13 protein-coding genes are annotated in these 14,965 nt (G+C 70.6%); 2 read left to right on the forward strand and 11 right to left on the reverse strand.

Features of this window, described 5'->3' with window-relative positions:
- Positions 1-7: 7 nt before the first annotated feature.
- Positions 8-1,021 (forward strand): Mbeg1-like protein, encoded by a 1,014-nt coding sequence (locus ACW5F0_RS09005; protein WP_456999586.1) that lies wholly within the window; start codon positions 8-10, stop codon positions 1,019-1,021.
- Here the strand turns inward: ACW5F0_RS09005 and purD are convergent.
- From purD to ACW5F0_RS09060, 11 genes are all read right to left on the reverse strand, one after another.
- Positions 1,009-2,316 carry a phosphoribosylamine--glycine ligase gene (gene purD, locus ACW5F0_RS09010; protein ID WP_456963614.1) on the reverse strand — a complete coding sequence of 436 codons (1,308 nt, stop codon included), beginning with the start codon at positions 2,314-2,316 and terminating at the stop codon, positions 1,009-1,011. The two genes, ACW5F0_RS09005 and purD, sit on opposite strands and share 13 nt — an antisense overlap.
- Before the next feature lie 153 nt (positions 2,317-2,469).
- Positions 2,470-4,053, reverse strand: coding sequence for a bifunctional phosphoribosylaminoimidazolecarboxamide formyltransferase/IMP cyclohydrolase (gene purH / locus ACW5F0_RS09015; protein ID WP_456963615.1), 1,584 nt, complete (start codon positions 4,051-4,053; stop codon positions 2,470-2,472).
- 67 nt (positions 4,054-4,120) lie between these two features.
- Positions 4,121-4,393: a DNA-binding transcriptional regulator Fis gene (gene fis / locus ACW5F0_RS09020; RefSeq protein WP_456963616.1), complete on the reverse strand. Its 273-nt coding sequence runs from the start codon at positions 4,391-4,393 to the stop codon at positions 4,121-4,123.
- 86 nt (positions 4,394-4,479) lie between these two features.
- Positions 4,480-5,538, reverse strand: coding sequence for a DUF3426 domain-containing protein (locus tag ACW5F0_RS09025; RefSeq protein ID WP_456999588.1), 1,059 nt, complete (start codon positions 5,536-5,538; stop codon positions 4,480-4,482).
- A 40-nt stretch (positions 5,539-5,578) separates the two neighbouring features.
- Positions 5,579-6,499: a 50S ribosomal protein L11 methyltransferase gene (gene prmA, locus ACW5F0_RS09030; protein WP_456999661.1), complete on the reverse strand. Its 921-nt coding sequence runs from the start codon at positions 6,497-6,499 to the stop codon at positions 5,579-5,581.
- A gap of 89 nt (positions 6,500-6,588) precedes the next feature.
- The gene (locus ACW5F0_RS09035) at positions 6,589-8,586 is read right to left on the reverse strand and encodes a hypothetical protein (protein WP_456963618.1); all 1,998 of its coding nucleotides are present in this window, start codon (positions 8,584-8,586) and stop codon (positions 6,589-6,591) included.
- A 100-nt stretch (positions 8,587-8,686) separates the two neighbouring features.
- Entirely contained in the window at positions 8,687-10,054 is a 1,368-nt protein-coding gene (gene accC / locus ACW5F0_RS09040) for an acetyl-CoA carboxylase biotin carboxylase subunit (protein ID WP_456963619.1), read from the reverse strand.
- Between the two features lie 10 nt (positions 10,055-10,064).
- Positions 10,065-10,544 (reverse strand): acetyl-CoA carboxylase biotin carboxyl carrier protein, encoded by a 480-nt coding sequence (gene accB / locus ACW5F0_RS09045; RefSeq protein WP_456963620.1) that lies wholly within the window; start codon positions 10,542-10,544, stop codon positions 10,065-10,067.
- A gap of 49 nt (positions 10,545-10,593) precedes the next feature.
- Complete coding sequence (gene aroQ / locus ACW5F0_RS09050) at positions 10,594-11,040, reverse strand: type II 3-dehydroquinate dehydratase (RefSeq protein ID WP_456963621.1); 447 nt, start codon at positions 11,038-11,040, stop codon at positions 10,594-10,596.
- A gap of 113 nt (positions 11,041-11,153) precedes the next feature.
- Positions 11,154-11,753, reverse strand: coding sequence for a TlpA family protein disulfide reductase (locus ACW5F0_RS09055; RefSeq protein WP_456963622.1), 600 nt, complete (start codon positions 11,751-11,753; stop codon positions 11,154-11,156).
- The gene (locus ACW5F0_RS09060; protein ID WP_456999662.1) at positions 11,753-14,140 is read right to left on the reverse strand and encodes a protein-disulfide reductase DsbD family protein; all 2,388 of its coding nucleotides are present in this window, start codon (positions 14,138-14,140) and stop codon (positions 11,753-11,755) included. Before ACW5F0_RS09060 ends, ACW5F0_RS09055 begins: the two co-directional genes overlap by 1 nt.
- A gap of 216 nt (positions 14,141-14,356) precedes the next feature.
- On the opposite strand from ACW5F0_RS09060, the gene ACW5F0_RS09065 reads away from it, so the two are divergent.
- The gene (locus tag ACW5F0_RS09065; protein ID WP_456999590.1) at positions 14,357-14,854 is read left to right on the forward strand and encodes a hypothetical protein; all 498 of its coding nucleotides are present in this window, start codon (positions 14,357-14,359) and stop codon (positions 14,852-14,854) included.
- Positions 14,855-14,965 lie beyond the last annotated feature (111 nt).

A 14,965-nucleotide genomic window follows, 5' to 3' on the forward strand; every position in this document is an offset into this window, starting at 1 on the left:
CGCGCCAATGGACAGACTTCCCGCACGCGCCGACACGGGGCTGGCGGCCGGGGTGGCCGGCCACGAGCCGCACGTGATCGACCGCGAGCTGTCGGCGGTCCTGCAGGACAACTACAACTGGACCGATGAGCGCAGGGGTCGCGGCTCCGTCGCGTCGCAGCCGCCGGAGGGCTGGACGCGGATGGACGACGAGGCGCTGCGCCAGGCGGGCATCGACCCGGCCCTGCTGCACGACACCAGGAGCGGCTTCGGCGCGAACGTCTATACCAACGCGCAAGGCCACGTGGTGCTCGCGTTCACCGGCACCGACGAGGGCCGCGACTGGCGACACAATCTGGGCCAGGGCCTGGGCCTGCGCGATGCGCAGTACGACCAGGCCATCGAGCTGGCGGGGGAAGCGCGCCGCGCATTCGGCCCCGACCTGGTCCTGACCGGCCATTCACTGGGCGGTGGCCTCGCGGCGGCCGCGGCCATGGTGCACGAGGTGCCCGCGGTCACCTTCAACGCCGCCGGCGTGCACGACCGCACGCTGGAGCGGCTCGGCTTCGACGCCGGCGTCCTGAAGCACGATGCCGCCCAGGGACTCGTCCGCAGCTACGCGGTGCAGAGCGAACTGCTCACCCACCTGCAGGAAGACAGCTTCCCGCTGAAGTACGTGATGCCGGATGCGCCCGGGCACCGCATCGACCTGCCCGACCCTGATCCGCTCGGCTTCTTCGAACGCCTGGTGCCGGGGAAGATGCTGATGCACCGCGTCGACCTGCACTACGTGGGTGCGGTGATGCGCGCGCAGGACGCGGCGGGACTGGAGATGAGGCCGTATGCACAGGCCCAGGCCGAGCCCGCCGCAACGCCGATGTCACGCCTCGACTTGCTGCTGGCCGGCGACGTCGACCCGACGGCGCGCAGCGCCTGGGAGCGCGACTTCGCCGCGAGCGGATCCGAGGCGCGGCCCACCGGCATCCGAGAGCAGGAGCCGGCGCCCGTCGAGCTTCCGGAGCAGGCCGCCTACGCGCGTTGACCGCCGCCCGACGCGCGTTCGCGCGCGATCGCGCGCCAGCCGATGTCATGCCGGTGGAACTCGCCCGGCCAGGAGATCCCGGCCACGGCTTCGTACGCGCGAGCCTGGGCTTCGGCGACGCTCCCTCCGATTCCGCAGGCGCAGAGCACGCGCCCGCCAGCCGTCACGGCATGGCTGCCTTCCAGGCGCGTGCCGGCATGGAAGATCCGGGTATCGGCAGGCACCGGCAGGTCGACGCTGTTGATGGCATCGCCCGTCCGCGGCGTACCCGGATAACCCTCGGCGGCCATGACCACCCCGAGCGCCGGGCGCGGATCCCAGTCGGCCCCCAGGCCATCGAGCGCACCGTCGATGGCGGATTCGATAAGTGACGCGAAGTCCGAGCGCAGCCGCATCATCACCGGCTGCGTTTCGGGATCGCCGAAGCGGACGTTGAACTCGATGACCTTCGGCGCGCCGTGGCCATCGATCATCAGCCCGGCGTAGAGGAAGCCGGTGAAGGGCACGCCGTCCGCGGCCATGCCGCGCACGGTCGGTTCGACCACCTCGCGCATGATCCGCGCGTGCACCTCGGGCGTGACCACCGGCGCGGGCGAGTACGCGCCCATGCCACCGGTGTTCGGGCCGGTATCGCCGTCGCCCACGCGCTTGTGGTCCTGGCTGGTGGCCATCGGCAACGCCGTCGTGCCATCGACCATGGAAATGAAGCTGGCTTCTTCGCCATCGAGGAACTCCTCGATCACCACGCGCGCGCCGGCCTCGCCGAAGGCGCTGCCGCCGAGCATGTCGCGCACCGCGGCCTCGGCCTCGGCCAGCGTCATGGCCACGATGACGCCCTTGCCGGCGGCCAGGCCGTCGGCCTTGACCACGATCGGCGCGCCCGTGTCGCGCAGGTAGGCCAGCGCCGGCTCGAGATCGGTGAACACCGCGTAGTGCGCGGTCGGGATGCCGTGGCGGGCCAGGAAATCCTTGGCGAAGGCCTTGCTGCCTTCCAGTTGCGCCGCCGCAGCGCTGGGTCCGAAGATGCGCAGTCCGGCGGCTCGGAAGCGGTCGACCACGCCAGCGACCAGCGGCGCCTCGGGGCCGACGACGGTGAAGGCCACGCCTTCGTCGCGGGCCAGCGCCAGCAGCGCCTCGATGTCGGTGGCACCCACGGCGACGTTGCGGCAGCGGTCTTCGACCGCTGTGCCGGCATTGCCCGGCGCGACCAGCACTTCATCCACGCCGGCCGACTGCGCCAGCTTCCACGCCAGCGCGTGCTCGCGCCCGCCGGAACCAATCACCAGGACCTTCATGTTCGACCTTGCTGTTCAAGCTGTTGGGAGCATAGCCCCCTGAGTCAGGGGGCGGTCCGCGCCGCAAGGCGCGAATGGGGGTGTGGCAGCGCGGGGGCGGGGCCCGAAGTTCGCGCAGCGAACTTCGGGATTGATGCCCGGCGCAGCCGGACATCAATGCCTGAAGTGCCGCACCCCGGTGAACACCATCGCGATGCCGTGCTCGTCCGCCGCCGCGATCACCTCCGCGTCGCGCATCGAGCCGCCCGGCTGGATCACCGCGCGGATGCCGGCTTCGGCGGCGGCGTCGAGGCCATCGCGGAACGGGAAGAAGGCGTCCGACGCCATCACCGAGCCCTCGACCTGCAGCCCGGCGTCGGCGGCCTTGATGCCGGCGATGCGCGCCGAGTACACGCGGCTCATCTGGCCGGCGCCGACGCCGATGGTGGCGTCGTCCTTCGCATACACGATGGCGTTGGACTTCACGTACTTGGCCACGCGCCAGGCGAACAGCAGGTCGCGCAGTTCGGCCGCAGTGGGCGCGCGCTTTGTCACCTGCTTCAGTTCTTCCACGGTCATGCCGCGGTTGTCGGCGGCCTGCAGCAGCAGGCCGGAGCCGATGCGCTTGCTGTCGTACAGGTTGCGGCCGTCGCCGTGCGGGATGCGCAGCACGCGCACGTTCGCCTTCTTCGCGCAGTAGTCGAGCGCTGCGGGCTCGTACTCGGGCGCGATCAGCACTTCCACGAACTGGCGGTCGAGGATCGCCTTCACGGTGGCGGCATCGAGCGTGGTGTTGAAGGCGAGGATGCCGCCGAAGGCCGACGTGGGATCGGTCGCATACGCGCGCTCGTAGGCCTCGCCGCAGCCCGATGCGGTGGCGACCCCGCAGGGGTTGGCGTGCTTCACGATCACGCAGGCGGGCGCGTCGAACTGGCGCACGCATTCCCAGGCCGCGTCGGCGTCGCCGAGGTTGTTGTAGCTCAACTCCTTGCCCTGCAGCTGGGTGAACGTGGCCAACGTGCCCGGCACCGGATGCATGTCGCGGTAGAAGGCGCCGCTCTGGTGCGGGTTCTCGCCGTAGCGCAGGTCCATCACCTTCACGAAGCCGCTGTGCATCTGCGCGGGGAACTCCTCGCGCGCCGGTACCGCGGCCGTGGCATCGGCGACTGCCGACAGGTAGTTGCCGATCGCCGCGTCGTATTGCGCCACGCGATTGAAGGCGGCGACCGAGAGCGCGAAGCGGGTGGCAGCGGAGAGCGCGCCGCCGTGGGCTTCAAGCTCATCGACGATGCCTGAGTACTGCGCCGGATCGGTGGCCACCGCCACGCGCGCGAAGTTCTTCGCCGCCGAGCGCAGCATCGCGGGGCCGCCGATGTCGATGTTCTCCACCGCATCGGCCAGGCTGCAGTCGGTCTTCGCCGTGACCTGCTCGAACGGGTAGAGGTTCAGCACCAGCAGGTCGATGGCGCCGATGCCGTGTTCGGCCATCACCGCGTCGTCCACGCCCAGGCGCCCGAGCAGGCCGCCGTGCACCACCGGGTGCAGGGTCTTGACCCGGCCGTCCATCATTTCCGGGAAGCCCGTCACCTCGGACACGTCGCGCACCGCCAGTCCGGCCTCGCGCAGGGCGCGGGCGGTGCCGCCAGTGGAAAGCAGTTCGATGCCGCGCGCGGCAAGCGCCCGGGCGAGTTCAACCAGCCCGGTCTTGTCGGACACGGACAGCAGGGCCCGGCGCAGGGGCAGGCGATCGGTGGTCATGGCGTGGGAGGCAGCGGGGACGCCGCGATTATACGGCGCGCCAGCGGCGCGGCCGGCCGCGTGGAGCTCAGACGATGCCGTAGTCGCGCAGCTTGCGGCGCAGGGTGGCGCGGTGGATGCCGAGCATCGCGGCGGCGCGGCTCTGGTTGCCTTCGCAGTGGTTGAGCACTTCCACGAACAGCGGGATCTCGAGCTCGCGCAGGGCGATGTCGTACAGGTTCTCCGCGTCGCAGCCGTCCAGGTCGCGGATGTAGCGGCGCACGGAGTTCGCCACGTGCTCGCGCAGCGGTGCCCGTTGCGTGCCGCGGGCCTGCGGCTCGTTGTTGTCGGCAGCGTTCAATCGGACCCCTGGAGCATGCTCGCGCGTCGCGCGCGAGTGGGTATCGAGTCTAGCGCGATGGCGCCATGGCCGCCATTGGCGGGCGATCAGTGGAAGTCGAAGGCGAAGCCGACGGCGCCGGTGCCGGGTTCGAGCACGTCCATGCGGATCACCGCGCCCTGGCCGCTGTCGAGCAGGTCGGAGGGAGGGGCGCCCGCCAGGTATTCCGCCGCCGTGAACGCACGGGTGCCAAGCGGGCGGCCGTCGATATCGGACAGCGTCAGCACCACGTCCGGCCAAGGCTGGGCCCAGGCGGCATCGTTGCGGAAGCTGGCGGTGATGCGCAGGGCGTTGGCGGCGTCCGGGTGCGGGCGCACGTCGCGCTCGAGCAGCACGAAGGCGGACGGTTCGCGCCAGGGCGGCAGGCTGCACTGCAGCACCGCGCATGCGCCCGCGACCAGCGGACGCCAGCCGGGGTCGGCGGCCAGGCGCGCGCGGTCGGCGAGCAGCCACTGCAGTGCGAGCAGCAAGGTGAGCCCGGCGATGGCCACGGGCATCAGCCAGCGGCGTCCGGGCGCGCGTTCGGAGGCGATGGCCGTCCGGCGGCGCGCGAAGCTCGGAGCCACGCGGCCGGGAGCGCGGCGCGTTCCGGTCGCGACCGGGGGAAGGCCAATTGGGGGGGTATGCGCGGCTTCCGGTGCTTCCGGTGCTTCCGGTGCATCCGGGGCCTCCGGCGCCTCCCGGGCCTCAGCGACCTCCCGGGCTTCCGCGACCTCCACGACCGCCATGGCAGCCGGGACCTCAGGAACCTCCCGGACCGCAGCGTCGATGGCGGGCCCGTCGGCTGCCTCCACAGGCGGCTCAATGTCCACGGGCGTTCGCGCCGGTTGCTCGAGCTCTGGGGGAAGCGCGGGTTCCGGTCCGGGCTGCAGCAGCGTGGCGATCGACACCGCCGGCTGCGTCGCCAGGTCCGCGTCCACCGCGTCGTGCTCATGGACGATCCCGGCAATGGCGCTCGCCACGTTGCTGCGCGCATCGTCGACCACCGGTTGCACGGGCGCGCCGTCGCGGATGTGCGCCGCGCAGCGCGGGCAGCGCTCAGGGGGCAGGTCGGTCGCGGGATCCGTGGCGACCAGTGCGCGGCAGAACGGGCAGTTGACGAACATGCGCGCTATTCAAGCATGTGCCGCGGGCGGGCGGCAGCCGTCAGCGGCGGCGGATGCCGTCAATGCGAACCCAGTCACCTTCGACCACGACTTCGAGCGTGTCGAACCACGCGCCGTAGCGCTGCAGCAGCGGTTCCTGCTGGCCGTCGAGGATGCCCGACAGCGCCAACCGGCCGCCCGGCGCCACGCATGCGGCAATGGTGTCCGCGAGCGCGTCGAGCGCCGAGGCGAGGATGTTGGCGACCACGATCGGCCAGGTGCCGTCGGGCGCCGCGTCGGGGGCGTGCACGGACAGCCGCGCGCCGACCTCGTTGCGCTCGGCGTTGTCGGCGGTGGCCAGCAGCGCCTGCGGGTCGTTGTCGATGCCGGTGGCATGCGCGGCCCCGAGCTTGAGCGCGGCCAGGGCGAGGATGCCGCTGCCGCAGCCGAAATCGAGCACGCGTGCATCGGCGAGCAGGCCCGCGCAAGCCAGGTCGTCGAGCCAGCGCAGGCAGAGCGCGGTCGTCGGGTGCGTACCGGAGCCGAAGGCCAGGCCCGGGTCCAGCCGCACCACTGCGGCGGATGCTTCGTCGGCACCCGCGGGGAGTTCGTGGTTCCAGGGCACGATCCAGGTGCGCTGGCCGAATCGCAGCGGCACGTACTGGTCCATCCACGCCCGCTCCCAGTCCTGGTCTTCGACGTGGTGGAAGGAGACGCGACTCCAGTCCAGGCCGGGGTCGAAGCTCTCGAGCGCGGCCAGGAGCAGCAGCGCGTCCGCATCGTGCGGGAACAGCGCGCTCAGCGAGATGGAGTTCCACAGCGGCGTTTCGCCGACTCCCGGTTCCAGGATCGCGTCTTCGTTGCCGGTATCGGCGTCGGCATCGAGCATGGTTACCGCGAGCGCACCGACATCGTCGAACGCATGTTCGTAGCGGGGCTGCTCGGATTCGCGGCAGTGCAGGGTCAGTTCGAGGAAGGGCATCGCGGACGGCCGGGGCTGGGGGGCCTGCATGGTAGCGGCATGCCACGCCAGCACGCCGGCCCGGGGATGTCCCGGGCCGGCGCTGGAACTCAGGGCGCCGGGACGAGGGTCGCCACGTCGTATGCGGTCTCACGGCCGAAACCGTCGGCACGCAAGGTGGCGGTGCCGCTTGTCGGCCGCTTCGGGGACACGATGGTGAACGAGTACAACTCGCCCCAGCCGAGCGAACGACCGGCATCGCCCGCCTTCCATTCGACGCTGGAGGGGCCGGCTTCGAACGCCCAGTCGTTACCCGCGACCAGGTCGCCGTCACGGAAGACCGTCGAAGTGATGGCGCTGCCCGAGGCCGTGGCCAGTGCCAGGGCGTCGAAGCCCTGGCTCGACACGATGCGCAGGTTCGGCGAGTTGCCCTCGGTCTGCGCGAAGGCGAAGTCGAAGTTCATCAGCGCGTAGTGGTATTGCCAGTTGCCGCCGGGCAGGCGCGTCACCTTGACCGCGAGCTTGGCGTGCTGGTCGCCGGCCACGAACTCGGTCATCAGCTTGCGGCTGTCCTTCACCGGGTTCATGCGCGGGTTGCGCGGGTTGATGGGCACGCTGTTGTCCTGCCCGAACCAGCGGTCGATCGCAGACCCCAGGCGCTCGCTGTTGGTGCCGATGTTCCAGATGCTGCCGGTCCACGCGGGCGTGGTCGCTTTGGTGGACATCGAGTTGTAGATGTTGATGTCGCCCCGTGCCACGTACCAGGACTCGAACAGCCAAGTGGCCCCGGGGTTGGCGGCCGCCGACACCTGCGACTCGCCCACCAGCAGGCGGAACGTGTAGTTGTCGCCCGGCGCGGTGTTCTGGACGCCATTGCAGTCGGGGTCGAAGACCGAGCCGCAGCGGCCCCACAGGCCGGGCCCGGGCAGGATCTCGGCACGCGAGGTCATGCCCTGGGTGTAGTCGTTGTTGCCCACCGAGTAGGTGTCGGTGCAACCGCGGCCCAGCGCGTGGCCGTTGTGGTCGTTGCTGTCCAGGCAGCTGCCGTTGGTGGTCAGGTAGGCGTGCTTCACGCCCGAGCGACCGATCTGCTCGAGGCTGCCGTCGGCGTTGGTCCGGTACATGTTCCAGATCAGGTACGGATGCTGGTCGTTGTTGTACGGAGCGGAGTTGCCGGAGAACTTCTGGTGCCAGGGGATCGTGGCCGTCCACATCGCCGTGCTGGTGCCCAGCGGATCGCCGGGGACGGTGGCGTTGATGCTGCCCTCGTTGACGTTGTTCTTCAGCGTCGCCGACGGCGCGATGGCCATGGTGCCGCTGCCGGCGGGACCGCTGCAGCCCTGGCAGCGCAGGTACTGCGCGAAGGTGCTGAGCATGAAGATGTCGTTCTGGTAGGTGCCGCCGTTGGGGGCGGGATCGCCGTCCCAGGTGATGTGGTTGGCGAGCGGGGCGAGGTCGCCGCTGCCGCGGACCTGCACCGGCACGTCCAGCTGCAGTTCGGCGATCGCCATGCCGGCGGCATGGGGTGCGCCCAGGCGCTGTGCGAGGCGCTCGCTGATCCGGATGTCGGACGAGCCGATGGTGAACGACGGCGGATCGTCGAGCAGCTCGTGCATCACATGGTCGACGTGGAACCAGGCATCGCCGCGGGCATCGACCAGGTCGAACTCTGGCTCGGCGCCGCGCTTCACGCTTCGCGGGACCAGGCGGAATCCGTCGAGGTCGATGGTGCCGCCCTTCAGCTGCACCACGTAGCCACCACGCGCCTGCAGCGCGCCGCCGGCCATCTCGCGGGCGTAGCCGTTGTCGACCATGAAGCGCATCTGCTGCGCCTCCTGCACCGCGAAGCGCTCGGAACCGTCGTTGGCGCGGCGGCCGTGGATGGAGCCGGGGACGATGCGCATGCCGAGGTCGGCGGCGAGGTCATGGTTCCAGCGGATGCCGATATCGCCACCGGCGACGCTCCACGGCCGCTCGGTCTGGGCACGGTCTGCACCCTTGGGCGCGGGAGCCGCGGTGTGCGGCTGTGCGAAAACGATCCCGGCGGTGGCCGTGACCAGCAGCCCGCCAAGCATGGCGGTCGCGATCTTGCTCTTGCTGAAGCGCATCGATCTTCTCTCCCTCTGCGGTGGTGCCGGCCCCCGTGCCCGGCGAACGTCCGAGCATATGCGAGGCCGGCCCGGCGCACCAAGGTGCGCTGCCGCATGGTCAGAGGATCGAGAGCGACTTCTCCTTCCGCTCGGCCAGGCGCTTTTCCAGGTAATGGATGTTGCGCCCGCCTTCCTCGAAGCCGCCGTCGGCCAGGATCCGCTGCTGCAGCGGGATATTGGTCCGGATGCCGTCGATCACCATCTCGCTCAGGGCCACCCGCATGCGGCAGATCGCCTGTTCACGATCGGCCCCGTGCACGATCAGCTTGCCGATCATCGAGTCGTAGTTGGAAGGCACCTGGTAGCCCTCGTAGACATGGCTGTCCACGCGCACACCCGGCCCGCCGGGGGCGTGGAAGTGCCTGATCAGGCCCGGGGAGGGCAGGAAGCTGTCCGGATCCTCGGCGTTGATGCGGCATTCGATGGCGTGGCCGCGCATCACCACGTCCTCCTGCCGGATCGACAGCGGGCGCCCGGCGGCGATCATCAGCTGCTCGCGGATCAGGTCGATGCCGGTGACCATCTCGGTGACCGGGTGCTCGACCTGGATGCGCGTATTCATCTCGATGAAGTAGAAGCGCCCGTCTTCGAACAGGAATTCGAAGGTGCCGGCGCCGCGGTAGCCAATGCGCAGGCAGGCCTCCACGCACACGCGCCCGATCTCCTCGCGCATCTGCTCGGTGATGCCCGGCGCCGGCGCTTCCTCGACGACCTTCTGGTGGCGGCGCTGCATCGAGCAATCGCGCTCACCGAGGTGGATGGCGTTGCCCTGGCCGTCGGCCAGCACCTGGATCTCCACGTGGCGCGGGTTCTCCAGGAACTTCTCCATGTAGACCATGTCGTTGCCGAAGGCGGCCTTGGCCTCCTGCTTCGTGGTCATGACCGCGGCCGGCAGTGCCGCTTCGGTGTGCACCACGCGCATGCCGCGGCCGCCGCCGCCGCCGGCGGCCTTCACGATCACCGGATAGCCGATCTCGCGCGCGATGCGGATGTTCTCCGCCGGCTCGTCGCCCAGCGGGCCGCCGCTGCCGGGCACGCAGGGCACGCCCGCCGCCTTCATCGCCCTGATCGCCTCGACCTTGTCGCCCATCAGGCGGATGGTGTCGGCCTTGGGGCCGATGAAGACGAAGCCCGACTGCTCCACGCGCTCGGCGAAGTCGGCGTTCTCGGCCAGGAAGCCGTAGCCGGGGTGGATCGCCTGCGCGTCGGTGACCTCGGCGGCGGCGATGATGCTGGCCATGTCGAGGTAGCTCTGGGGCGATGGTGCCGGTCCGATGCAGACCGATTCGTCGGCCATGGCCACGTGCTTGAGGTTGCGGTCGACGGTGGAGTGCACCGCGACCGTGCGGATGCCGAGCGCATGGCAGGCGCGCAGGATGCGCAGCGCGATCTCGCCGCGGTTGGCGATGACGACCTTGTCGAGCATCGTCGCCGCCTCAGCCGATCACGAACAGCGGCTGGTCGAATTCGACCGGCTGCCCGCTCTCGGCGATGATCGCGAGCACGGTGCCGCCGACATCGGCCTCGATCGGGTTGAACATCTTCATCGCCTCGACGATGGCCAGCGTGTCGCCGGCGTTGACGCTCTGGCCCACGGTCACGAACGACGGCTTGTCCGGCGCCGGCGAGGCATAGAAGGTGCCCACCATCGGCGAACGCACGACGTGGCCTTCGGGTAGCGCGGGACCGGTGGGTTCGGCCGGGCGGCCACCGGTGGCTGCCTGCACGGGCGAATGCATCGGCATGACCTGGCCCTGGTGCGGGTCGACGGCCACGTACTGCGGCGGGGGCGACGCATGGCCGGCGCGCGGCGTGCGCGCCAGGCGCACCGATTCCTCGCCTTCCTTGATCTCGATCTCGGCGAGGTTGGATTCCTCGAGCAGGTCGATGAGCTTCTTGATTTTTCTCAGGTCCATGCGGGCCTCTACGGGTGGGGCCGGGCGCGGGCGCCGGCGGAGGAAAGGGTCAGGATGCCGGCGCCAGGCGGACCAGGGCGGCATCCAGGGCAAGGGAATAGCTGGCCGCGCCGAAGCCACAGACCACGCCCACCGCCAGGTCGCTGAAGAAGCTCTGGCGGCGGAAGGGTTCGCGGGCGTGCGGGTTGGACAGGTGCACTTCGATGAACGGGATCGCGACGGCGGCCAGCGCGTCGCGCAGCGCCACCGAGGTGTGGGTGAAGGCGGCGGGGTTGAGCAGGATGAAGCGGGTGCCGTCGCCGGCGGCGGCCTGGACGCGATCGACCAGGACGTGCTCGGCGTTCGACTGCAGGCTCTCGAACCCCAAGCCCGCCGACTCGACGCGCGTGCGCAGGCCGGCGTCGATCGCGGCCAGCGTGTCGCGGCCGTAGACCTCCGGCTCGCGGGTGCCGAGCAGGTTGAGATTGGGGCCGTGGAGGACGAGGAGCCTGTGCATTCGTGGCGCGGAATCGCCTTCGCGAAAACGGCGGCCAGTCTGCGTCAAGCGGCCGATCGTGTCCAGATCGCCGAAGTTTTGCGAATTAGGCCTGTTTTAAGCGGCCGTTTGAATCAGCCGCCCGGCAGCGCCCAGTCGTCGAGTTCACCGTCGACGAAGGGCCCGATGCGCTGCTTCAGCAGGCGACCATCGGCCGACAGCAGCACCGTGTACGGCAGCACGCCGCGCAGGTTGCCGAGCTGCACGCCGGCGTCGCGCGGCCCCGCGGCGTCGATCAGGATCGGGTAGCGCACCGGGATGCGCTGCAGGAACTCCTCCACCGCGGCCTGGTCGTCAAGCGCGATACCGATCACCTGCACACCGTTGCCACCCTGTTCGGCGGCGAAGCGGTCGAGTTCCGGCATTTCCTCGATGCACGGCCCGCACCAGCTGGCCCAGAGGTTGACCAGCAGCGGCCGGCCGCTGAATTCGGCGGGCAGGGTACGCGGGGCGCCGAAAAGGTCGGGCAGGGTGATGGCCGGCACCTGCTCGCCGCGTTTCGCCACGAGCAGGCCTTCGGGGGGCGGCGGCGCGACGGCATCCATGGCCTGCTGCACCGCGCGCTGCCCGAGTCCGGTGCGCAGCAGCGGGCCGGGGCCGTTCACGGCCAGGCCCGCGACCACGCCGAGGATCCCCGCGGCCAGCGCCACCAGCAGGATGCTGCGCGTGCGCATCAGCGCGCCGCCCGTTCCAGCGCCGCGATCGCGGTGCCGCGGTCGAGCACGGCCGGCAGGATTTCGCCCTCGCCGCCGTCGGCCGGGTAGACCACGTACAGCGGCACGCCGACGGCGCGATGCCGTTCAAGGAAGGCGCTGATCTCGGGATCGACGTTGGTCCAGTCGCCCACCATGTACGTGGTCCCGGTGCGGCGCAGGGCATCGCGGAACGCGTCGCTGGACAGGGTGCTGCGTTCGTTGGCCTTGCAGGTCACGCACCAGTCGGCCGTCATGTTGACGAACACCGGGGTGCCGGCGTCGCGCAGCGTGCGCAGGCCTTCGGTGGAATAGGGGACGCTGCCGTCAGCGACCGTCGCCGCGGCGAGCGCGGGCGCCGGCAGGCGACCCACCAGCCAGGCCGAGGACAGCGCGACCAGCAGCAGGGCGATCGCCGGCAGCCGCCGCAGCCAGCCGCCGTGCAGGCGCGCGCGCTCCAGCCACCACAGCGCCAAGGCCATCACCGCCACGCCGACGGCCACCAAAGCCATGGCATCGACGCCGCGCTGGCGGCCCAACACCCAGGCCAGCCAGATCGCGGTGAGGTACATCGGGAAGGCCAGCACCTGCTTGAGCGTTTCCATCCAGGCGCCGGGCCGCGGCAGGCGGTCGGCCAGCGCAGGTACGAAGCCGATCAGCAGGAACGGCAGCGCCAGGCCCAGGCCCAGCGCCAGGAACACCAGCAGTGCCGCGGCGGGCGATGCGGTAAAGGCAAAGGCCAGGGCGCCGCCCATGAAGGGTGCGATGCAGGGACTGGCGACCACGCAGGCCAGCACGCCGGTGAAGAAGTCGCCGACCGGACCGGTGCGCGTGGCCAGGCCGTGCCCCAGGTTGGCGCTGCCGCCGACGCTGAACACCCCCGACAGGCTCAAACCCACGGCGGCCATCAGCAGCACCAGCGCCGCCACGAAGCCGGGCTGCTGCAGCTGGAAGCCCCAGCCCATCGCCAGGCCCGCCGCGCGCAGCGCGAGTACCGCCAGGCCGATGAGCGCGAACGCCACGAGCACGCCGGCGGTGTACCAGAGCGCATGGCGGCGGGCGGATGCGCGACTGGCGCCGCCCTGGGCCAGGCCCAGCACCTTCAGCGACAGGATCGGCAGCACGCAGGGCATCACGTTGAGCAACAGGCCGCCCGCGAGTGCCAGCAGCAGTGCCAGCGCCAGTCCGATGCGGGGCACGGCGGGGGGCGTGCTGCGCGCGGCGTTGTCCGCGGTGGCGGTGGCGCCGTCCGTGCCGTCCGCGAACGTGCCGGCTGCCGGGATTTCCGTGTCGCCGTTCGCCGCGGCGTCGGCGCTTGCGGCGTCGGCCTGCGCTGCGTTGGTGTCGCCGGCCCCTGCGTCGACGGGGGTGCCTGCATCCGCGGCGTCGGTTCCGGTGCCTGCGTCGGGGTCGGCAGCGGCTGCCGTCGCCACCGTGCCCGCAGGCAGCGATACGCGCACGCGCCGGGTCATCGGCGGATAGCAGATGCCGTCGTCCTGGCAGCCCTGGAAGGTCGCGGTGAGCGTGGCCTCGCGCGGGCCGGCATGGCTGCGAAGCAGGGGCAGCGGGACGTCGACCTGGTCGAAATAGACCACGACGTTGCCGAAGTAGCCGTCGTTGTGGGGCACGCCGCGCGGCCAGCGTGGGGCGCCGGCGCGGATGTCCTCGGCCTCGAGCATGAAGCTGCTGCGGTCGCGGTAGAGGTAGTAGCCCGGTGCCGGGGTGAAGCGCATCAGGATCGTGTCGCCGTCGCCGGCGATGGCCTCGAAGGCGAACGCCTGCTCCTCGGGCAGCGGCAGGGTGTCGCTCGCCCCCGGCAGGGACAGCGGTCCGCTGCCCGCGCTGCCGGAGCCCAGGGCCTGGCCCAGTGCGGCGAAGCCGGCGTCGGGCTTGCCGGCTGCGGCTGCGGCCACGACGGGCAGGGCGACGGCCACGGTGCGGGTCTGCGGTGGATAGCAGATGCCGATGTCCGCGCAGCCCTGGTAGCGGATCTTGAGCTCCGTGCGCGCTGCCGCCGCGGTGCCCGGCAATACACCGCTCACGCGGCCACGATAGGTCTCGACCTCGCCAAAGAATTCGTCCGTGTGCCGCGTTCCGGCCGGGAGCTGGAGCCCTGCGGGATCGGCGCGGAATCCGGCATCCAGCGACTCGGCGCCCATGCGGTGGCGATACAGGTAGTAGCCGTCGGCGATCGTCCAGCTGAGCTGGATGCCGTCGGGGCCGGCTTCGGCGCGCAGCACGAAGGCCTCGTCGACCGGCAGCAGGTCCTCGAGGTCGACCGCGGCATGGGCCGTCCCTGCACACGCCGCGAACAGCGCAAGCGCTGCCAGGGCCGCGCGTGCGCGCTGCCAGAGCTGCGAGGATGCGATCACTTTGCGGGTGCCTGCTTGGGACAACTGCGGTGGCAGATCAGCACGGGGCGTGTTCGTTCATGGGCGCGGACCGGGCCGTCTAGGGTATCCCAAGGGGCTTGCCGAAGTTCGCCGAATGGGTCCTCGCGCACGGAACCTTGATGGGCCTCAGGGCAGGCTGGACCGTGCGACGGGCGCCACCGGCGCCCGCGCGTTGCCTAAGGAGAGACAACCATGGTGAAGATTCTTGCCGGAGTGGCCGGCGCGACCTTGTTGCTGGCGAGCATGCAGGCCGATGCATTGGATGTGCTGAGCACCCAGGGCACCGGTGCCGCGGGAAATTGCCAGGCTGCACTACCCGCGTACGAGGGCGTGATCCGCAAGCGCCCGCTTGCGCTGGCGAACGAGGGCGACACGGCCGCTTTCGTGACCTGTGCGCTCACCACCGAGGAAGTTTCACTGAACGTGCAGAGCTTCCGCACCGATGTGCGCAACCTTTCGAACGTTCCCGTCACGATCAGCTGCACCGCGGTGATCGGGGAGGACGCCGGTTCCGCGGACTACGTGGTGAAGTCGATCAACCTCGCGCCGCTGGCGTCGGGGACCCTGAGTTGGACCGGGCTTGATGCGGGTGGGCTCGTGCTCGCCGATTCGGTGGCCCTGAGCTGCAACCTGCCTCCGCTCACCGCGCTCAATCGCAACCGCATCACGACCCTGCTCTCGCTCATCTGAGCCGGCAAAACAAGAAGGGGCGCCGATTTCCCGGCGCCCCTTTTTTACGCGTGGTGCCTTTGGCTCAACGCATGCGCAGCGTGGTGCGCGGCTTGGTGCCGACCACGGGCG

This window comes from Luteimonas sp. A534, assembly GCF_054072805.1.